At 60.7% G+C, this 16,734-nt stretch carries 26 protein-coding genes; 24 read left to right on the top strand and 2 right to left on the bottom strand.

Features of this window, described 5'->3' with window-relative positions:
• Position 1 precedes the first annotated feature (1 nt).
• From rpmC to B5F22_RS05825, 24 genes are all read left to right on the top strand, one after another.
• Positions 2 to 193 (top strand): 50S ribosomal protein L29, encoded by a 192-nt coding sequence (rpmC, locus tag B5F22_RS05940; RefSeq protein WP_143482197.1) that lies wholly within the window; start codon positions 2 to 4, stop codon positions 191 to 193.
• Positions 194 to 206: 13 nt separating this feature from the next.
• A complete protein-coding gene (gene rpsQ / locus B5F22_RS05935) occupies positions 207 to 470 on the top strand; it encodes a 30S ribosomal protein S17 (RefSeq protein WP_087230530.1) in 264 nt (87 codons plus the stop codon).
• 15 nt (positions 471 to 485) lie between these two features.
• Positions 486 to 854 (top strand): 50S ribosomal protein L14, encoded by a 369-nt coding sequence (rplN, locus tag B5F22_RS05930; RefSeq protein ID WP_087230527.1) that lies wholly within the window; start codon positions 486 to 488, stop codon positions 852 to 854.
• Positions 855 to 871: 17 nt separating this feature from the next.
• Positions 872 to 1,183: a 50S ribosomal protein L24 gene (gene rplX, locus B5F22_RS05925; protein WP_087230524.1), complete on the top strand. Its 312-nt coding sequence runs from the start codon at positions 872 to 874 to the stop codon at positions 1,181 to 1,183.
• A 21-nt stretch (positions 1,184 to 1,204) separates the two neighbouring features.
• Entirely contained in the window at positions 1,205 to 1,756 is a 552-nt protein-coding gene (gene rplE / locus B5F22_RS05920; protein WP_087230521.1) for a 50S ribosomal protein L5, read from the top strand.
• 18 nt (positions 1,757 to 1,774) lie between these two features.
• Positions 1,775 to 1,960 carry a type Z 30S ribosomal protein S14 gene (locus B5F22_RS05915; RefSeq protein WP_080906393.1) on the top strand — a complete coding sequence of 62 codons (186 nt, stop codon included), beginning with the start codon at positions 1,775 to 1,777 and terminating at the stop codon, positions 1,958 to 1,960.
• A gap of 234 nt (positions 1,961 to 2,194) precedes the next feature.
• A complete protein-coding gene (gene rpsH, locus B5F22_RS05910) occupies positions 2,195 to 2,596 on the top strand; it encodes a 30S ribosomal protein S8 (RefSeq protein ID WP_087230519.1) in 402 nt (133 codons plus the stop codon).
• A gap of 13 nt (positions 2,597 to 2,609) precedes the next feature.
• A complete protein-coding gene (gene rplF / locus B5F22_RS05905; protein ID WP_087391756.1) occupies positions 2,610 to 3,155 on the top strand; it encodes a 50S ribosomal protein L6 in 546 nt (181 codons plus the stop codon).
• A gap of 19 nt (positions 3,156 to 3,174) precedes the next feature.
• Positions 3,175 to 3,534 carry a 50S ribosomal protein L18 gene (gene rplR, locus B5F22_RS05900; protein ID WP_087391754.1) on the top strand — a complete coding sequence of 120 codons (360 nt, stop codon included), beginning with the start codon at positions 3,175 to 3,177 and terminating at the stop codon, positions 3,532 to 3,534.
• A 17-nt stretch (positions 3,535 to 3,551) separates the two neighbouring features.
• Entirely contained in the window at positions 3,552 to 4,052 is a 501-nt protein-coding gene (gene rpsE / locus B5F22_RS05895) for a 30S ribosomal protein S5 (RefSeq protein WP_087230510.1), read from the top strand.
• A gap of 14 nt (positions 4,053 to 4,066) precedes the next feature.
• A complete protein-coding gene (gene rpmD / locus B5F22_RS05890) occupies positions 4,067 to 4,249 on the top strand; it encodes a 50S ribosomal protein L30 (protein ID WP_087230507.1) in 183 nt (60 codons plus the stop codon).
• A 13-nt stretch (positions 4,250 to 4,262) separates the two neighbouring features.
• The gene (gene rplO, locus B5F22_RS05885) at positions 4,263 to 4,703 is read left to right on the top strand and encodes a 50S ribosomal protein L15 (protein WP_087371454.1); all 441 of its coding nucleotides are present in this window, start codon (positions 4,263 to 4,265) and stop codon (positions 4,701 to 4,703) included.
• Between the two features lies 1 nt (position 4,704).
• The gene (secY, locus tag B5F22_RS05880; protein WP_087371451.1) at positions 4,705 to 6,036 is read left to right on the top strand and encodes a preprotein translocase subunit SecY; all 1,332 of its coding nucleotides are present in this window, start codon (positions 4,705 to 4,707) and stop codon (positions 6,034 to 6,036) included.
• Positions 6,037 to 6,054: 18 nt separating this feature from the next.
• A complete protein-coding gene (locus tag B5F22_RS05875; protein WP_087230746.1) occupies positions 6,055 to 6,687 on the top strand; it encodes an adenylate kinase in 633 nt (210 codons plus the stop codon).
• Between the two features lie 9 nt (positions 6,688 to 6,696).
• Positions 6,697 to 7,455: a type I methionyl aminopeptidase gene (map, locus tag B5F22_RS05870; RefSeq protein WP_087391770.1), complete on the top strand. Its 759-nt coding sequence runs from the start codon at positions 6,697 to 6,699 to the stop codon at positions 7,453 to 7,455.
• A 1-nt stretch (position 7,456) separates the two neighbouring features.
• Complete coding sequence (locus B5F22_RS05865; protein ID WP_087391752.1) at positions 7,457 to 7,729, top strand: KOW domain-containing RNA-binding protein; 273 nt, start codon at positions 7,457 to 7,459, stop codon at positions 7,727 to 7,729.
• Positions 7,730 to 7,733: 4 nt separating this feature from the next.
• A complete protein-coding gene (gene infA / locus B5F22_RS05860; RefSeq protein ID WP_087230495.1) occupies positions 7,734 to 7,952 on the top strand; it encodes a translation initiation factor IF-1 in 219 nt (72 codons plus the stop codon).
• A gap of 81 nt (positions 7,953 to 8,033) precedes the next feature.
• Complete coding sequence (rpmJ, locus tag B5F22_RS05855; RefSeq protein ID WP_006573428.1) at positions 8,034 to 8,147, top strand: 50S ribosomal protein L36; 114 nt, start codon at positions 8,034 to 8,036, stop codon at positions 8,145 to 8,147.
• A gap of 18 nt (positions 8,148 to 8,165) precedes the next feature.
• Complete coding sequence (rpsM, locus tag B5F22_RS05850) at positions 8,166 to 8,534, top strand: 30S ribosomal protein S13 (RefSeq protein ID WP_087230492.1); 369 nt, start codon at positions 8,166 to 8,168, stop codon at positions 8,532 to 8,534.
• 15 nt (positions 8,535 to 8,549) lie between these two features.
• The gene (gene rpsK, locus B5F22_RS05845; protein ID WP_087230488.1) at positions 8,550 to 8,945 is read left to right on the top strand and encodes a 30S ribosomal protein S11; all 396 of its coding nucleotides are present in this window, start codon (positions 8,550 to 8,552) and stop codon (positions 8,943 to 8,945) included.
• Positions 8,946 to 8,966: 21 nt separating this feature from the next.
• Complete coding sequence (rpsD, locus tag B5F22_RS05840) at positions 8,967 to 9,566, top strand: 30S ribosomal protein S4 (protein ID WP_087230483.1); 600 nt, start codon at positions 8,967 to 8,969, stop codon at positions 9,564 to 9,566.
• 73 nt (positions 9,567 to 9,639) lie between these two features.
• Positions 9,640 to 10,587 carry a DNA-directed RNA polymerase subunit alpha gene (locus B5F22_RS05835; protein ID WP_087230480.1) on the top strand — a complete coding sequence of 316 codons (948 nt, stop codon included), beginning with the start codon at positions 9,640 to 9,642 and terminating at the stop codon, positions 10,585 to 10,587.
• Positions 10,588 to 10,754: 167 nt separating this feature from the next.
• Positions 10,755 to 11,096, top strand: a complete 342-nt coding sequence (rplQ, locus tag B5F22_RS05830; protein ID WP_087230477.1) for a 50S ribosomal protein L17 — start codon at positions 10,755 to 10,757, stop codon at positions 11,094 to 11,096.
• A 170-nt stretch (positions 11,097 to 11,266) separates the two neighbouring features.
• Positions 11,267 to 11,980 (top strand): hypothetical protein, encoded by a 714-nt coding sequence (locus B5F22_RS05825; RefSeq protein WP_087230474.1) that lies wholly within the window; start codon positions 11,267 to 11,269, stop codon positions 11,978 to 11,980.
• A 73-nt stretch (positions 11,981 to 12,053) separates the two neighbouring features.
• On the opposite strand, the gene B5F22_RS05820 is transcribed toward B5F22_RS05825, so the two are convergent.
• Both B5F22_RS05820 and argB read right to left on the bottom strand, forming a co-directional pair.
• On the bottom strand, positions 12,054 to 13,502 hold the full coding sequence (locus tag B5F22_RS05820; protein WP_087391751.1) for a UDP-N-acetylmuramoyl-L-alanyl-D-glutamate--2,6-diaminopimelate ligase: 1,449 nt from the start codon (positions 13,500 to 13,502) through the stop codon (positions 12,054 to 12,056).
• 706 nt (positions 13,503 to 14,208) lie between these two features.
• Positions 14,209 to 16,578 carry an acetylglutamate kinase gene (argB, locus tag B5F22_RS05815; protein ID WP_087391749.1) on the bottom strand — a complete coding sequence of 790 codons (2,370 nt, stop codon included), beginning with the start codon at positions 16,576 to 16,578 and terminating at the stop codon, positions 14,209 to 14,211.
• Between the last annotated feature and the right edge of the window lie 156 nt (positions 16,579 to 16,734).

The following is a 16,734-nucleotide window of genomic DNA, read 5'->3' as shown; positions in this document are numbered from 1 at the left end:
GATGAAAGCTAACGAAGTCCGTAAGATGAGCGCAACCGAGCTGGAGACCAAGCTGGTGGAGCTGAAGAAGGACCTGTTCAACCTCCGTCTTCAGCACGCCACCAATCAGCTGGAAAATCCCATCCGCATCGCAGAGGTTAAGAAAGACATTGCCCGAGTCAAGACCATCCTGCGTGAGCAGCAGGGCCGATAAGGAGGAGTAAACGATGAGCGAAGTGAGAACCTCTTCTCGTAAGACCAGAGTCGGCCTGGTGGTTTCGGATAAGATGGATAAGACCGTGGTGGTCGCCATCGCCGACCGCGTGGCCCACCCTCTGTATAAGAAGATTGTCAAGCGCACCTACAAGCTGAAGGCTCACGACGAGCTGAACCAGTGCGGCGTAGGTGACCGTGTTCGTGTGATGGAGACCCGCCCCCTGTCCAAGGACAAGCGCTGGCGCGTGGTTGAGATCATCGAGAAGGCGAAGTAAGAAGGAGGTGCCAGTATGATTCAGGAAGAAAGCTATCTGAAGGTTGCCGACAACACCGGCGCCAAGGAGATCAAGACCATCCGCGTACTGGGCGGCTCCAAGCGCAAGTTTGGTAACATCGGCGACGTGGTGGTCGCCTCCGTACGCAAGGCCGCTCCCGGCGGCACTGTGAAGAAGGGCGAAGTGGTCAAGGCCGTTATCGTCCGCTCCAAGCGCGGCGTGCGCCGTGCCGACGGCAGCTATGTGCGTTTCGACGACAACGCCGCCGTTATCATCCGCGACGACAAGAACCCCCGCGGCACCCGTATCTTTGGCCCAGTGGCTCGTGAGCTGCGTGACAAGGACTACATGAAGATCCTGTCCCTGGCTCCCGAAGTGCTGTAAGAGGGGGGTTACGAGGTATGAGTATGAACGTAAAGAAGAACGATACCGTGGTTGTCCTGTCCGGTAAGGACAAGGGCAAGCAGGGCAAGGTCCTGTCCGTCAACCCCGAGGCCGGCAAGGTGGTCGTGGAGGGCGTCAGCGTCGCTACCCGTCACCAGAAGGCCCGCCGTCAGGGCGAGGAGGGTGGCATCGTCAAGAAGGAGACCCCCATCTACGCCTGCAAGGTTATGACCGTGTGCCCCAAGTGCAACAAGGCCACCCGCGTCGCCCACAAGATCGTGGACGGCAAGAAGGTGCGCGTGTGCAAGCACTGCGGCGCTGAAATCTGAGAAAGAGGAGGAGTATAGAAAATGGCTAACCCCAATCTGAAGGCTAAGTACAATGCCGAGATCGCTCCTGCTCTGATGCAGAAGTTCGGCTACAAGTCCACCATGGAGATCCCCCGCATCCACAAGATCGTGGTGAACGTGGGCTGTGGTGAGGCCCGTGACAACGCCAAGGTGCTGGAGAGCGTGGTCAACGACCTGGCCACCATCACCGGCCAGAAGCCCGTCATCACCCGGGCCAAGAAGTCCGTGGCTAACTTCAAGCTCCGTGAGGGCATGCCCATCGGCGCTAAGGTCACCCTGCGCCAGGACAAGATGTGGGAGTTCATGGATCGTCTGTTCAACGTGGCCCTGCCCCGTGTGCGTGACTTCCGTGGCATCAACCCCAACGCCTTCGACGGCCGCGGCAACTACGCCCTGGGCCTGAAGGAGCAGCTGATCTTCCCCGAGATCGAGTACGATAAGATCGACAAGATCCGTGGTATGGACATCGTCATCTGCACCACTGCTAAGACGGACGAGGAGGCCAAGGAGCTGCTGACTCTCCTGGGCGCTCCCTTCACCACCAACGGTTAATGGAAGGAGAAACCAGCTATGGCTAAGAAGTCTATGATTCTCAAGCAGCAGGCTGAGCCCAAGTTCTCCAGCCGCCGCTACAACCGCTGCAAGATCTGCGGTCGCCCCCACGCTTACCTCCGGGACTACGGCATCTGCCGTATCTGCTTCCGCGAGCTGGCCTACAAGGGCCAGATTCCCGGCGTGAAGAAGGCCTCCTGGTAATTTGCCGCAAAACGGTCGAATACCGGAGAAAAATTTGGATAACAAGTCCCAGGCGGGGGGTTGCACCCCCGCCTATGGGCATGTTATAATAAATCGTTGGCCACCGTGCCAATGGTAAAAGAGACCCCCAGCGTGGGAAAAGACGGACAAAAGGTCGGAGGAACCAACCTAGCCTTCGATACCTTTCCGCCTGTACGGGCATCAAGCCCGTAAATTTTATAGGAGGTAAAAATCATGCAAATCACCGATCCCATTGCGGATATGCTCACTCGCATCCGCAACGCGAACAACGCAAAGCATGACACCGTGGATGTTCCTGCTTCTAACATGAAGAAGGCCATCGCTCAGATTCTGCTGGACGAGGGCTATATCAAGAACTTCCAGACCATCAACGATGGTACCCAGGGTGTCATCCGCATCACTCTGAAGTATGTGCAGCCCGGCAAGGAGAAGGCCATCACTGGTCTGCGCCGGGTGTCCAAGCCCGGCCTGCGTGTGTACGCTGGCGCTGAGGAGCTGCCCCGCGTGCTCCGTGGCCTGGGCATTGCTATCGTGTCCACTTCCAAGGGCGTCATGACCGACAAGAAGGCCCGCGAGGCCCATGTCGGCGGCGAAGTCCTGGCTTTCGTTTGGTAAGGAGGGTATAGGAATGTCTAGAATTGGTAGAGCTCCTATCGCCGTCCCCGCCGGCGTGGAGGTAAGCATTGCTGACAACAACGTGGTCACCGTCAAGGGCCCCAAGGGCACCCTGGTGGAGCAGTTCCACCCCAACATGACCATCACTCTGGCTGACGGCGTCATCACCGTCACCCGTCCCAACGATCTGAAGGAGAACCGTGCGCTCCACGGTCTGACCCGCACCCTGGTGCACAACATGATCGTGGGTGTCACCGAGGGCTACAAGAAGTCCCTGGACGTCAACGGCGTAGGTTACCGTGTGGCTCTGGAGGGCGGCAAGCTGGTGATGAACCTGGGCTTCTCTCACCAGGTCGTCATGGAAGCTCCCGAGGGCATCACCATTGAGGTTCCCAACCAGAACCAGATCGTGATCTCCGGCTACGACAAGCAGCTGGTCGGCCAGTTCGCTGCCAAGGTCCGTGAGAAGCGTCCCCCCGAGCCCTACAAGGGTAAGGGTATTAAGTACTCTGACGAGGTCATCCGCCGCAAGGTTGGTAAGACCGGTGCTAAGAAGTAATTAAGGAGGTGTGCCGATTATGATTAACAGACCCAACACTAAGGCTCAGCGCCTGCATCGTCATAAGCGCGTTCGTGGTAAGGTGTCCGGCACCTCCGAGCGTCCCCGTCTGAATGTGTTCCGCAGCGAGACCAACATCTATGCTCAGATCATCGACGACACCAAGGGTGTGACCCTGGTTTCCGCTTCTTCCCTGGAGAAGGGCTTTGAAGGCTCCGGCAGCAACTGCGAAGCTGCCAAGAAGGTGGGCGAGGCCATTGCCGAGCGCGCCCGTGCCAAGGGCATTGAGACCGTTGTGTTTGACCGTGGTGGCTACCTGTACCACGGCCGCGTGAAGGCTCTGGCCGAGGGCGCCCGTGAGGGCGGCCTGCAGTTCTAAGGGAGGAGGAAGAAAGTATGGCTCGTTTTGAGAAAGAACCCAAGGAGTTCGTAGAGAAGGTTGTGTACCTCAACCGCGTCTCCAAGACCGTCAAGGGCGGCCGTGTGGCCAAGTTCTCCGCCCTGGTTGTTGTGGGCGACGAGAAGGGCAAGGTCGGCTACGGCCTGGGCAAGGCCGCTGAGGTGGCCGAGGCCATCCGCAAGGGCATCGAGGATGCCAAGAAGAACATGGTGACCGTGACCCTGTCCGGCACCACCATTCCCCACGAGGTCATCGGTGAGTTCGGCGCCGGCCGCGTGCTCCTCAAGCCCGCTTCCAAGGGTACCGGTATCATCGCCGGCGGCCCCGTGCGTGCTGTGATGGAGGCCGCGGGTGTCTCCGACATCCGTGCCAAGTGCCTGCGCACCAACAACCCCCAGAACGTGGTGGCTGCCACCATGGCTGGCCTGAAGGCTCTGCGCAGCCCCGCTGAAGTCGCTCGTATCCGCGGCAAGAGCGTGGAAGAAATCATCGGTTAAGGAGGCTCACGACTATGGCTAACATTGAAATCAAGCTCGTCAAGAGCCTGAACGGCCGTCTGGCCAAGCACAAGGCCACTGCCGAGGCTCTGGGCCTGCGTCACATCGGCGATGTGACCGTGCAGCCCGACAACGCTGCTACCCGCGGCAAGATTGCCGCCATCGGTTACCTGCTCCAGGTCACCGAGAACGCCTAAGGAGGTGCCCAACATGAATCTGCATACTCTCTCTCCCGCCGCTGGTTCCACTCAGGTGGGCAAGCGCAAGGGCCGCGGCCCCGGTTCCGGTAACGGCAAGACTGCCGGCCGTGGACACAAGGGTCAGTGGGCTCGTTCCGGCGGCGGTGTCCGTGTGGGCTTCGAGGGCGGCCAGATGCCTCTGGCTCGTCGTCTGCCCAAGCGTGGTTTTAACAACATTTTTGCCAAGCGTCTGGAGACCATCAATGTCTCCGCTCTGAACAAGTTCGAGGATGGCGCCACCGTCAACGTCTGCGACCTGCTGGAGCAGGGCATCCTCTCCAAGTGCGAGTACGGCGTTAAGGTGCTGGGCAACGGCGAGATCACCAAGAAGCTCACCGTGCGTGCTTCTGCTTTCTCCGCCTCCGCGAAAGAGAAGATCGAAAAGGCAGGCGGTACAGCGGAGGTGATCTGACATGATTCAGACCATCCGTAGTGCCTGGAAGGTGCAAGAGCTGCGCAACAAGCTGCTGTTTACCATCTTTGCTCTGCTGATTTTCCGGGTTGGTTCTGCCATTCCCGTCCCCTTCATTGATACCGAATCTCTGAAGACCTACATGGCCTCTCAGTCTTCCAGTATCTTTGGTCTGCTCAATGTCATGAGCGGCGACGCCTTTGCTCAGGCTACCGTCTTCGCTCTGTCCATCCAGCCCTATATCAACAGCTCCATCATTGTGCAGCTGCTGACCATCGCCATCCCCGCTCTGGAGAAGATGGCTCGGGACGAGGGCGAGGAGGGCAAGAAGAAGATTGCCGCTATCACTCGCTACGCCACTGTGGCCATCGCCCTGCTTCAGGCCTTTGGCTACTACAAGCTCATCAGCTACTACGAACTGGTGGCTGACGGCCTGTGGCCCGCTTTCGTGATCATCTTTGCCTTCACCGCCGGCTCCGCCTTCCTGATGTGGCTGGGCGAGCAGATCACCGAGTTCGGTGTGGGCAACGGTATTTCCATCATCCTGTTCGGCGGTATCATTGCCCGGGGACCCCACATGGTCTCCTCCATGATCAACGGCGTGCGCGTGTGGGCCTCCGGCTCCACCAGCACCACCACCGCCTCCCTGCACCCCGCGTTCATCCCCCTGATTCTGGTGGGTATCCTGCTGCTGGTGGTGTTCATCGTGTTCATCACCAACTCCGAGCGCCGCGTGCCCGTGCAGTACGCCAAGCGCGTGGTGGGTCGCAAGATGTACGGCGGTCAGTCCAGCCATATTCCCATCAAGGTGAATATGTCCGGCGTGATGCCCATCATCTTCGCTCAGGCCATCGCCTCCATCCCCGCCACCATCGGCATGTTCGTGCCCTCTGCTCAGACCGAGGGCTCTGGCTGGAACACCTTCCTGAAGGTGTTTGACTCCAACGGCCTGATCTATTGCGTGGTGTACTTCCTGCTGATCATCGTGTTCAGCTACTTCTACAACACCATTCAGTTCAACCCCGTGGAGATCGCCAACAACCTCAAGAAGAACGGCGGCTTCGTGCCCGGCTTCCGTCCCGGCAAGCCCACCGCTGACTTCTTGGCCCGCGTCATCAATCGCCTGACCATGTTCGGCGCCATCTACCTGGCTGTGGTAGCCCTGCTGCCCGCCATCACCGGTAACATCATGCTGGCCTTTGGCAGCTCCGCTGGCAACAGCCTGGCCATCGGCGGTACTTCCATCATCATCGTGGTGGGCGTCGCCCTGGAGACCGTGAAGGTTCTGGAGGCTCAGCTGATGATGCGTCACTACAAGGGTTTCCTGGAGTAATTGGAGAAGGTGAACGAGATGAAGCTGATTATGCTGGGCGCCCCTGGCGCCGGTAAGGGTACTCAGGCCGCTATCTTGAGCGAGAAGCTGGGTATCCCCACCATTTCCACTGGTAACATCCTGCGCTCTGCCGTGAAGAACGGCACCCCCGTGGGATTGGAGGCTAAGAGCTACATGGACGCCGGTAAGCTGGTCCCCGACCAGGTCATCATCGGCATCGTGGCTGAGCGCTTGGCCCAAGATGACTGCTCTAAGGGCTACATTCTGGACGGCGTGCCCCGCACCATCGCCCAGGCTGAGGCTCTGGAGCAGGCCGGCGTGGTGTTCGACCACGTCCTGTCCATCGAGATCTCCGACGAGGAGATCAAGAAGCGCATGAGCGGCCGCCGCTTCTGCGCTTCCTGCGGCGCCACCTACCACGTGGTCAACGCTCCTTCCAAGGTGGAGGGCGTGTGCGACAAGTGTGGCGGCACCCTGGAGCTGCGGGACGACGACAAGCCCGAGACCGTCCAGCACCGCCTGGAGGTCTATCATGCCGAGACCGAGCCTCTCAAGGCGTTCTATGCTGAGCGGAACCTGCTCTGCTCTGTGGACAATCAGTCCAGCATCGAGGCCACCACTGAGGTCATCGAGAAGGCTCTGGGGATCTAAACGATGGAGCTGATTACGCTCAAGTCGTCCAGAGAGCTGGACGCAATGCGCCGCGCGGGCCGCATCGCCGCCCAGGCCAGAGAGCTGGCCGGGCGCCTGGTGGCCCCCGGCGTGACGACCTTAGACATTGATACCGCGGTACGCAAGTTCATCGAGAGCCAGGGAGCGAAACCTTCCTTCCTGGGCTACGGCGGATTCTCCGGATCTGCCTGCATCTCGGTCAACGACGTGGTCATCCACGGCATCCCCTCCAAGAAGGTGGTGCTGAAAGAGGGTGACATCGTCAGCGTAGACGTGGGTGCCTGCATCGATGGTTTCCACGGCGACTGTGCTGCCACCTATCCCTGCGGGAAGATCTCCGAAGAGGCTCAGCGCCTCATCGAGGTCACCCAGCAGAGTTTCTGGGAAGGCATGAAGCACGCCAAGGCCGGCCAACGAGTGTCCGACATCTCCCATGCCGTTCAGAAGTATGTGGAGAGCTTCGGCTACTCGGTCGTTCGCGACTTCGTTGGCCACGGTGTGGGCGCGAAACTCCACGAGGCCCCCGAGGTGCCCAACTACGGTCCCGCTGGCCACGGCCCCCGGCTCCAACCCGGCATGACCATTGCCGTGGAGCCCATGGTGTGTGCCGGTGACTGGCAGGTAAAGGTGCTCAAGGACGGCTGGACCACTGTGACGGTGGACGGCTCTCTGGCGGCCCATTACGAAAACACCGTACTCATCACCGACGGAGAGGTCGAGATTCTCACCCAATGCGGAGAGATGTGACATGAGTTTCCAACAAGCCCAAATCGTGCGCTCCCTCAGCGGCCACGACAAGGACCAGCTGTTCTGTGTCCTGGCCTTAGACGGCAGCTTCGTGCTGCTGGCAGATGGGAAGCGGCGGCGGGTGGAGAACCCCAAGCGCAAAAACGTCAAGCACGTCCAGTGCGTGGGAGAGTTCCAACACCCAACCATCGAAAAAGTCCGGGCCGGCGAACCTGTCCGCAACCGCGAGCTGCGGGCGGCGTTGGCGGCCATCCGGGACGAAATGGAGGTATGAAGCTTTGGCGAAGGACGATATGATCGAGCTGGAGGGCGTCGTCACCGAGGCCCTGCCCAATACGACTTTCAATGTGGACATCGGGAACGGACACATCATCCTGGCCCACATTTCCGGCAAGCTGCGCATGAACTTCATCCGCATCCTGCCCGGCGACAAGGTCACCGTACAGATGTCGCCCTACGACCTGACCAGGGGTCGCATCACCTGGCGAAGCAAGTAAGAGATAACACGACCGAGAAGGGCCGGGGCCTTGCCTCCGCCCAACTCGGGGCCATCAGGCATTCACAGGAGGTTAACCGATATGAAAGTAAGACCGTCTGTCAAGCCCATGTGCGAGAAGTGCAAGATCATCAAGCGCAAGGGCAAAGTAATGGTCATTTGTGAAAACCCCAAGCACAAGCAGAGACAAGGTTAAAGGAGGGGCAAGGAGAATATGGCACGTATTGCAGGCATTGATCTGCCTAAGGAGAAGCGAGTCGAGATCGGACTCACCTATATCTACGGCATTGGCCGTACCAGCGCTACCAAGATTCTGGAGAAGGCTGGCATTAACCCTGATACCCGCGTGAAGGACCTCACCGACGCCGATGAGGCCAAGCTGCGTGAGATCATCAGCCACGACTACGTGGTGGAGGGCGACCTGCGCCGTAATGTGGCTATGGACATCAAGCGTCTGACCGAGATCGGCTGCTACCGTGGTGTCCGTCACCGCAAGGGCTTGCCCGTCCGCGGCCAGCGTTCCAAGACCAACGCTCGTACCCGCAAGGGTCCCAAGCGCACCGTGGCGAACAAGAAGAAGTAAGGAGGGATTAGACACATGGCTACTGCTAAGAAAGTGATCAAGCGCCGTCGTGAGCGCAAGAACGTGGAGAAGGGTCAGGTGCACATCCGTTCCTCCTTCAACAACACCATGGTTACTGTGACCGACATGCAGGGCAACGCCCTGTCCTGGGCTTCCTCCGGCGAGATGGGCTTCCGTGGCTCTCGTAAGTCCACCCCCTTCGCCGCCCAGACCGCTGCTGAGACTGCCGCCAACGCTGCCATCGAGCAGTGCGGCCTCAAGAGCGTTGAGGTGTACGTCAAGGGTCCCGGCCAGGGCCGTGAGGCCGCCATCCGGGCTCTGCAGGCCGTGGGCCTGGAAGTCACCCTGATCAAGGACGTGACCCCCGTGCCCCACAACGGCTGCCGTCCCCCCAAGCGCCGCCGCGTGTAATCTGGAAGGAGGAAAAGCAATATGGCTAAGAATATGCAGCCCTATCTGAAGCGTTGCAGAACCCTGGGCATCTCTCCCGCCACCATGGGCGTGAATAAGGAGTCCAACCGGAACCCCGGCCCCCAGCGCCGCAGCAAGAAGAGCGAGTACGCTCTGCAGCTGACTGAGAAGCAGAAGGTGAAGTTCATCTACGGCGTGCTGGAGAAGCAGTTCCGTTCCTACTACGAGAAGGCCGCCCGCATGAAGGGCAACACCGGCGACGAGCTGATGACCCTGCTGGAGCGCCGTCTGGACAACGTGGTGTACCGTCTGGGTCTGGCCAGCACCCGCCGCGAGGCCCGTCAGCTGGTCAACCACGGCCATTTCACCGTCAATGGCAAGCGCGTGAACATCCCCTCCTACCTGGTGAAGGTGGGCGAGGAGATCGCCGTGTGCGAGAAGAGCCGTTCTTCCGCCAAGTTCAAGAAGCTGGTGGAGGAGGATAAGTTCGTGGCCGCTCCCGCTTGGCTGGAGAAGACCAAGAACGCCCCCCTCCAGGGCAAGGTCGTGGCCATGCCCACCCGTGAGGATATCGACTTCGAGGTCGCTGTCAACCTGATCGTGGAGTTGTACTCCAAGTAATCGTCACCCTCAACTCAAGCAGTTCGCAACCGTTTTGGAAGCTACGCCACAGTAAAAGGAGGGTATTCACGATATGGTAGAAATTCAGAAGCCGCGCATTGAGTGCATCGAAAACGTGGGTGAGGAGACCTACGGCAAGTATGTCGTAGAGCCTCTGGAGCGGGGCTACGGCACCACCATTGGCAACTCCCTGCGCCGCATTCTTCTGTCCTCTCTGCCCGGCACCGCAGTGACCACGGTGAAAATCGCCGGCGTCCAGCACGAGTTCTCCACCATCCCCGGGGTGAAGGAGGACGTGACCCAGATCGTTCTGAACATCAAGGGCATCATTGCCAAGCTGTACAGCGAAGGGGTCAAAACCGTCTATATCGAGGCCTCCGGTGAGGGGGTCGTGACGGCTGGTGACATCAAGGCCGACAGCGATGTGGAGATTCTCAACCCTGAGCATCACATCGCCACTCTGGGCCCCGATGCCACTCTGAACATGGAGCTGACCTTGTCCCAGGGCCGTGGCTACGTCACCGCCGACCGGAACAAGAATGCTCAGACGGTCATCGGCGTCATTCCCGTGGACTCTGTGTACACCCCTGTGCGCAAGGTCAACTACACCGTGGAGAACACCCGCGTGGGAGACGCCACCGACTACGACAAGCTGACCCTGGAGGTCTGGACCAACGGCACCATCTCCGCCCGGGACGCCGTGTCCCTGGGCGCCCGCATCCTGCTGGACCACTTCACCCTCTTCACCGATCTCTCTGAGACCATGGGCTCCAAGTCCACCGTGGTGGAGAAGGCTGAGACCCAGCGCGATAAGGTGCTGGAACTGACCATCGAGGAGCTGGACCTGTCCGTCCGTTCCTTCAACTGCCTCAAGCGCGCCAACATCAACACCGTGGAGGACTTGATCTCCAAGACCGAGGACGAGATGATGAAGGTGCGGAACCTGGGCCGCAAGTCCCTGGAAGAGGTCATCAACAAGCTGGCGATGATGGGTCTGTCCCTCGCTAGTGAAGAGAACTAATTAATAGTGTGTGCAATCCCCACGGGGCAACCCGTGGGGGCCCACTGGAGGCAGGGTAGAGGGTATGTAACGTTCCTCCTCACCCACACTCTAAGGGGTGTCCCTTTTCGGGTGCCAGAACGAATTTGAATGAGATCTCGCAACGCGAGGTCGGAGGAGTGTTAAAAATGGCTCAGAACCGTAAACTGGGTAAGACCAGCGATCAGCGCCGCGCCATGCTGCGCGCCATGACCACCTACCTGCTGGAGAATGGTCAGATCAAGACCACCTACGCCCGCGCTAAGGAGGTCGCCCCCATTGCCGAGAAGATGATCACCCTGGCTAAGAAGAACAACCTGGCTTCTTACCGTCAGGTGCTCAGCTACATCACCAAGGAGGATGTGGCTAAGAAGCTCTTCGACGAGATCGGCCCCAAGTACGCCGACCGCAATGGCGGTTACACCCGTGTGCTGAAGATGGGTCCCCGTCGCGGCGACGCCGCCGAGATGGCCATCATCCAGCTGGTGTAATGGAATACGGGCTACCGTATTAGAACAAAAAGAGCCTGGACTCACGAGTTCTCGTGGGCCCAGGCTTTTTTGCATCTGTACAAGGGGGCGCTTTTGTGCTATACTGACAAAAAGAGGACGGATTTCTCCGCCTTCTGTTGTGAGAATTGGGAAGAAAAGGGGGCGTCATCATGAAAAAGCGTAGAAAATTGGTGGCCATGGCCGGGGCAGCGGTACTGGCCCTGTCTCTCACCGCCTGCGGCAGCATCAGCCTGAACCTGGGCAGCGAGAAGAGCCGCATGGAGGGCTATGTCCAGGGCTATTTGGACCTGACATACCTGGGCAAGCTCAACAAGGACTATCAGACCGAAATGGAGCTGTCCGAGGAGGAGGCCCAACAGCAGTACGAAGAGGGCATCCAGGTGGAAGTGGAGTTCTTTGAAAGCGGCATTGGCCTCATTGACTACCCCACCGAGGAGATCACCCAGCGTTTGACTGAGCTATACAAGGAGATTTACAGCCACAGCGACTACACCGTGGGGGCTGCCACCAAGCTGGACAGCGGCAACTACGCCGTGGAGGTGACGGTGCGCCCCATTGATCTCATGACCAAGGTGACCTCGGACGACTTCGAGAAAATCTTCGAGCAGATTCTGGCGGACCGGGGCATCACCACCCAGGAGCAGCTGGAGGCCCTCAGCGAGGAGGAGTACCAGGAGATTGACGCGGTGTACGCCGAGAAGATCGTGGACCTGTTGGAGAAGGAGCTGCCCAACACCGGAAACGGGGAGGCGGAGACCTTCACCGTGCAGATTGAGGACGACGGGAACATCTGGACCCCCTCTCAGGACGACTTTAACTCCATTGATCTGGCCATGATCGACTACAGCAACTTTGGATATTGACGAATCGAGACAGATAAGCGGCGGGTGGAAGAACTCCACCCGCCGCTGTTTTCCTGCAAGACTTCCACACCTCTTAGAGGTTTTTGTGGAAGTATTCCTCCAGTACCGCCCACTCCGAGAAGGGCAGGCGCAGCCCACAGGTCTCAATGTACCCCTCGTGGCCCTTGCCCAGAAGGGCCACCATATCCCCGGGCTGGGCCAGGTCCAGGGCCCGGAAAATGGCCTCTCTCCGGTCGTAGATCACCTCCCAGGGGATTTGACGGCCCAGGGCCTGGGTGATGGAGCGGCAGATGTCCTCCACCGGCTCCCACCGGGGATTGTCGGTGGTGACGATGGCGCAGTCCGCCAGTTCCGCCGCCACTTGGGCCATGTCCAGCCGCCGCATGGGGGGACGGTTGCCCCCGGCCCCAAACACCACAATGATGTTCCCGTGGGGGTAGCAGTGGAGGCAGCTCAGAATGGCCCGGAAGCTGGCGGCGTTGTGGGCGTAGTCCACCACCACCCGTATGCCCCGGTCATTGGGGAACACCTGGGCCCGCCCGGGCACGGCGGCTCCCTCCAGCCCCTGGCGGATGGCCTCTTCCGGCAGCCCCAGCTGGCGACACACCGCCACCGCAGCCAGGGCGTCCTGGACGTGGTGCCGTCCGGGGAGGGGGATAGTATAGGGGGTGTCACAGTCCGCCACCGTGAAGCGGCTGCCCAGGGCACTGGGAGCCTCTATGGGGGCCACGGTGACCCCTTGCACCCCGCAGGTGGGGGAGAACCCGAAGGTGGCCACGGGGGCCTCTGGGGGCAGCTGGGCGGCCATCTGGGGCCAGGCCATGTCCTCCCCATTGCCCACCGCTCCGGCGCACTGGGCGAAGAAGGCGGCCTTACAGGCGGCGTACTCGGCGTAGTCGGCGTGCTCCCCGGGGCCGATGTGGTCGGGGGAGAGGTTGAGGAAGACCCCGGCGGCGAAGGTGAGCCCCGCCACCCGGCGGTGCTTCATGGCCTGGGAGGACACCTCCATCACCACGTGGGTGCACCCCTGGGCCACCATATCACTCAGCAACTGGTGGAGGAGCAGGGGCGCCGGGGTGGTGTTGGGGCAGTCGGCCCACTTCTCCCGGCCTATGTATGCCCCCATGGTGCCAATCATTCCGGCTGTGTGCCCGGCAGCTAGAAGAATGTCCCGCACCATGTGGGCGGTGGTGGTCTTGCCCTTGGTGCCGGTGATGCCGATGAGGGCCAGGCTCTTGGCGGGGTGGCCGTAGAAGGCGGCGGCCAGGTGGGCCAGGGCGTCCCGGGGGTCCTCCACCACAAAGAGGGGGACGGGGCAGGGCAGGGACACGGGGGAGACCACGGCAGCGGCCCCCCGGTCCACGGCCTGGGGGATGTACTGGGTGCCGTCGGCGTGTTCGCCGGGAATGGCCACGAAGAGGGCGCCGGGGGTGACGGTACGGGAGTCGCAGGAGAGGGAGGAAATGTCCACATCCTGGTCACAGGAGTGGCCGAGCACGGCCAGCAAAGGGGCAAGTTTCATGGGTCAACACCTCTGGATGAGAGATTTTGACCCAGTCTATGCGGGGGTGAAAAAGGGGGTTCCTTCTGGGGAGGGAAACCCCGTTTTTCCATGGATGGGTGCAGGCTTGCCAGCCTGGTGGGGACGCTACCCGCTGGGGGTTTCTTTTGCCCGGTCAAAAGAAACCAAAACCCGCTTAGGGCGTTCCCCCCTAAGTACCCCCCTGGGGTACGAGGCTGTCCCTGCGGTGGTTCTCAGGCCGGGCCGAAAAGCAAGTACCATACCAAGGGAGTAAAAAGCTCTGATTTTCTCTATTACTGCCGGGATAGTGCACGTTTCTCCAGGTTTCGGCCCTTTCTGGTCCCCCCCGGCCCACGGCGGCCGGGAATCGGCCGCACACCGCCAAACTTGAGGCCCTGGCAAGAGAAACGGAATCTATCAGCGGAGTAGGTATATCCCAGAGAGGCTATACGCCATCTATGTGACCTCTCCAGGTCCAGGGCCGACTACGGCCCCACCGCACAAAACAAAATCAAATCCTTGGGGTTTCAAAAGGGGCGTGCCCCTTTTGTGGCTTTTCGTCCATTTTGGCCACTCAAAATGGACCCCAGCGGAGCGTCCCTGCCAGGGACGCAGGATTCTACCAGGGAAATGGTGAAAATCAAGACAAACAAAAACCGGAGAAGCAGAAGATTTCTGCCTCTCCGGTCGGTTTTTTGTTTGGTTTTTAAGGAGTGAGAATGGTGCCAGACACCCGCTGGTGCAGCACATCCAGCAGCAGCACGTGCTCACAGTGTCCGTCCAGGATGGACACCTCCCCCACGCCGCTCTCCAGGGCGTGGAGACAGCCCTGGACCTTGGGCACCATGCCTCCGGCGATGAGTCCGGCATCCATGAGCTCTCTGGCCCGCTGGGCGTCCATGTGGGCCACGGCGGTCTTGGTGTTGTGGCTGTCAATGAGGATGCCTCCCACATCGGTGAGGAACACCAGACGGTGGGCGTGAAGGGCCTCGGCGATGGCCTGGGCGGCGTCGTCGGCGTTGCAGTTGTACCCGGCCCCGTCGCCGCCAGCGATGGGGGACACCACGGGGAGGAAGCCAGCCCCCAGCAGAGTCTCCAGCAGGCGGGTGTCCACCTGGGTGATCTGACCCACCCGGCCCAGGGCGGGATTCTTGCACTGGGCGCAAAGGAGGTGGCCGTCCTTGCCGGACACACCCACTGCCGCCACGTCCAAATCGTTCAGGGCGGAGACAATGGACTTGTTCACCTGGGCGGACAGGGCCATCTCCGCCACCCCCAGGGCGGCCTCGTCGGTGACCCGGTAGCCGTTTTCAAAGTGGGTGGGGACGTTGAGCCGCTCCAGCAGGGCGGTGATGTTCTTGCCGCCGCCGTGGACCAGCACCACCCGCAGGCCCGCCATTTGCAGGGTAGCCACATCCTGGAGGATGGAGTCCACCGCCCCGTCAGGGCCCAGGGCGGAGCCGCCGTACTTCACCACCACGGTCTGGCCCGCCATCTCCTTGAGGGCGGGGAGGACGGAGGAGATGGAGCGCACCTTCTCCAGGCCGTCCAGGCCGTGAATCACGTCATATTCTTGCAGGAAGGTCTTGGAGTAATCCACATCCGAGGGGGTGTCGATGTACTCCAGGCCCCGCTTCTGCCGGGTCTCAGCCCCCTTGCCGGTGATAAGAATCACGGTGGGCTTGTCGCAGCCCAGAATGGCCTGGCGGATGGCCTCGCCCCGGTTGGGCTGAATCTCATAGGCGCAGCCCTGCTGGGCCACATGGGTGGCGATCTCCTGGCAGATGGACACGGTGTCCTCCTCGCCGGAGTCCTCCTCGGTGAGCACCACCAGGTCGGAGTATTTGCCGGACACCTCGCCCAAGTCCCTCCGGCGGTCCAGAGCCTTTTTGCCGGGACAGCCGAACACGGTGACGATGCGCCGCCCGGGGTACTCCTCCAGCACGGATTGGAACAGGGTCTCAAAGCTCATGCGGTTGTGGGCGTAGTCCACAATGGCGGTGATGTGGTCGTTGGCGTTGGTGTACACCTCCATACGCCCCGGCACCCGGGCCTTCATGAGGCCCACATAGATGCACTGCTGGGGGATGCCCAGGGCGTGGCACACGGCGATGGCGGCCAGGGCGTTCTCGGTGTTAAAGAGGCCCGGCATGGTCAGCTGGAACTCCCGGGACTGGCCCCCGGCGATGGTGACCCGGAAGATGATGTCGTTGCCCCGCTTGCGGATGTGGGAGCCGTACACGTCCGCCTTTGGGTTGGTGCGGGAGAAGGTGACCACCCGGCGGCAGTCCCGGCGGGCGGCTTCTTCCACCCGGTCGGCGTGGTCACAGTCCAGGTTGACGCAGGACACCTCCGCCTGGGCGAAGATCTTCAGCTTGGACTGGAAGTAGTCCTCGAAGTCGGGGTGCTCGATGGGGGAGATGTGGTCGGTGCCGATGTTCAAGAAGCAGGCGGCGGCAAACCGGGTGCCCAGGGTGCGGTGGTACTTGAGCGCCTGGGAGGACACCTCCATGGTGAGATAGCCCAGCCCGGAGCAGAGTGCGTTGGCGAAGTGCTTTTGCAGCTCCAGAGGCTCGGGGGTGGTGAGGTGAGACTCGAACTCCTCCACGCCGTCGTAGGTGTCAATGGAGGAGATGACCCCGCAGCGCACCTTCCGGCTGGACAGATACTCGTCCAGGATATACTTGAGGTAGTAGGTGGTGGAGGACTTGCCCTTGGTTCCGGTGATGCCGATGACGTTCAGCAGCCGGGAGGGGTCATTGTAGTACAGCACCGCAAAGGGGGCGATGACCTGGCGCATGTCGGTGACATGGATGCAGGGCAGGTCTACCTCCGGGTAGGGGGTCTCACTGACATAGGCGAAAGCGCCCCGGTCGGCAGCTTGCTGGAGGTACTCGGGGCGGAAGTGGGCGCCCTTACAGAGAAACAGGGTGCCGGGGACGACATTTTTGGAGTCGTAGGACACCAGCTCCACGGTGCGGGACAGGTCCAGCCCGGCGGGCAGAGGGGCGGCCAGGAGGTTCTTGGTGGTGAGGAGGGAGGTGTACTCCCCCAGGGAATATTTGGTCAGATTCATATCTAGACACCTCGATGATCGTCTTGGCAATGCCAGCATTGCCAAGAGAGAGTTGCAGCCCGCTGCGTCGCACGCGCAAACGCGCACGTTTGCGGGCTGAGAAGTGTATTTTCCCATGCGCATGTCCTGGGAAAATACGTGATTTCAATTGATTTC

Source organism: Pseudoflavonifractor sp. An187, from assembly GCF_002160275.1.
Lineage (GTDB): Bacteria > Bacillota > Clostridia > Oscillospirales > Oscillospiraceae > Enterenecus > Enterenecus faecium.
This window is presented reverse-complemented; position numbering and strand designations above follow the sequence as displayed.

What these genes read in the sequence shown, in the direction of transcription:
- B5F22_RS05820 (WP_087391751.1), bottom strand. Translation starts at nt 13,502, where the DNA reads ATGAAACTTGCCCCTTTGCTGGCCGTGCTCGGCCACTCCTGTGACCAG.
- rpmC (WP_143482197.1), top strand. Translation starts at nt 2, where the DNA reads ATGAAAGCTAACGAAGTCCGTAAGATGAGCGCAACCGAGCTGGAGACC.
- rpsQ (WP_087230530.1), top strand. Translation starts at nt 207, where the DNA reads ATGAGCGAAGTGAGAACCTCTTCTCGTAAGACCAGAGTCGGCCTGGTG.
- rplX (WP_087230524.1), top strand. Translation starts at nt 872, where the DNA reads ATGAGTATGAACGTAAAGAAGAACGATACCGTGGTTGTCCTGTCCGGT.
- rplF (WP_087391756.1), top strand. Translation starts at nt 2,610, where the DNA reads ATGTCTAGAATTGGTAGAGCTCCTATCGCCGTCCCCGCCGGCGTGGAG.
- rplQ (WP_087230477.1), top strand. Translation starts at nt 10,755, where the DNA reads ATGGCTCAGAACCGTAAACTGGGTAAGACCAGCGATCAGCGCCGCGCC.
- B5F22_RS05835 (WP_087230480.1), top strand. Translation starts at nt 9,640, where the DNA reads ATGGTAGAAATTCAGAAGCCGCGCATTGAGTGCATCGAAAACGTGGGT.
- rpsH (WP_087230519.1), top strand. Translation starts at nt 2,195, where the DNA reads ATGCAAATCACCGATCCCATTGCGGATATGCTCACTCGCATCCGCAAC.
- rplO (WP_087371454.1), top strand. Translation starts at nt 4,263, where the DNA reads ATGAATCTGCATACTCTCTCTCCCGCCGCTGGTTCCACTCAGGTGGGC.
- B5F22_RS05915 (WP_080906393.1), top strand. Translation starts at nt 1,775, where the DNA reads ATGGCTAAGAAGTCTATGATTCTCAAGCAGCAGGCTGAGCCCAAGTTC.
- rpsK (WP_087230488.1), top strand. Translation starts at nt 8,550, where the DNA reads ATGGCTACTGCTAAGAAAGTGATCAAGCGCCGTCGTGAGCGCAAGAAC.
- rpsM (WP_087230492.1), top strand. Translation starts at nt 8,166, where the DNA reads ATGGCACGTATTGCAGGCATTGATCTGCCTAAGGAGAAGCGAGTCGAG.
- rpmJ (WP_006573428.1), top strand. Translation starts at nt 8,034, where the DNA reads ATGAAAGTAAGACCGTCTGTCAAGCCCATGTGCGAGAAGTGCAAGATC.
- rplN (WP_087230527.1), top strand. Translation starts at nt 486, where the DNA reads ATGATTCAGGAAGAAAGCTATCTGAAGGTTGCCGACAACACCGGCGCC.
- secY (WP_087371451.1), top strand. Translation starts at nt 4,705, where the DNA reads ATGATTCAGACCATCCGTAGTGCCTGGAAGGTGCAAGAGCTGCGCAAC.
- B5F22_RS05865 (WP_087391752.1), top strand. Translation starts at nt 7,457, where the DNA reads ATGAGTTTCCAACAAGCCCAAATCGTGCGCTCCCTCAGCGGCCACGAC.
- rplR (WP_087391754.1), top strand. Translation starts at nt 3,175, where the DNA reads ATGATTAACAGACCCAACACTAAGGCTCAGCGCCTGCATCGTCATAAG.
- rpmD (WP_087230507.1), top strand. Translation starts at nt 4,067, where the DNA reads ATGGCTAACATTGAAATCAAGCTCGTCAAGAGCCTGAACGGCCGTCTG.
- B5F22_RS05875 (WP_087230746.1), top strand. Translation starts at nt 6,055, where the DNA reads ATGAAGCTGATTATGCTGGGCGCCCCTGGCGCCGGTAAGGGTACTCAG.
- argB (WP_087391749.1), bottom strand. Translation starts at nt 16,578, where the DNA reads ATGAATCTGACCAAATATTCCCTGGGGGAGTACACCTCCCTCCTCACC.
- B5F22_RS05825 (WP_087230474.1), top strand. Translation starts at nt 11,267, where the DNA reads ATGAAAAAGCGTAGAAAATTGGTGGCCATGGCCGGGGCAGCGGTACTG.
- rpsD (WP_087230483.1), top strand. Translation starts at nt 8,967, where the DNA reads ATGGCTAAGAATATGCAGCCCTATCTGAAGCGTTGCAGAACCCTGGGC.
- rplE (WP_087230521.1), top strand. Translation starts at nt 1,205, where the DNA reads ATGGCTAACCCCAATCTGAAGGCTAAGTACAATGCCGAGATCGCTCCT.
- rpsE (WP_087230510.1), top strand. Translation starts at nt 3,552, where the DNA reads ATGGCTCGTTTTGAGAAAGAACCCAAGGAGTTCGTAGAGAAGGTTGTG.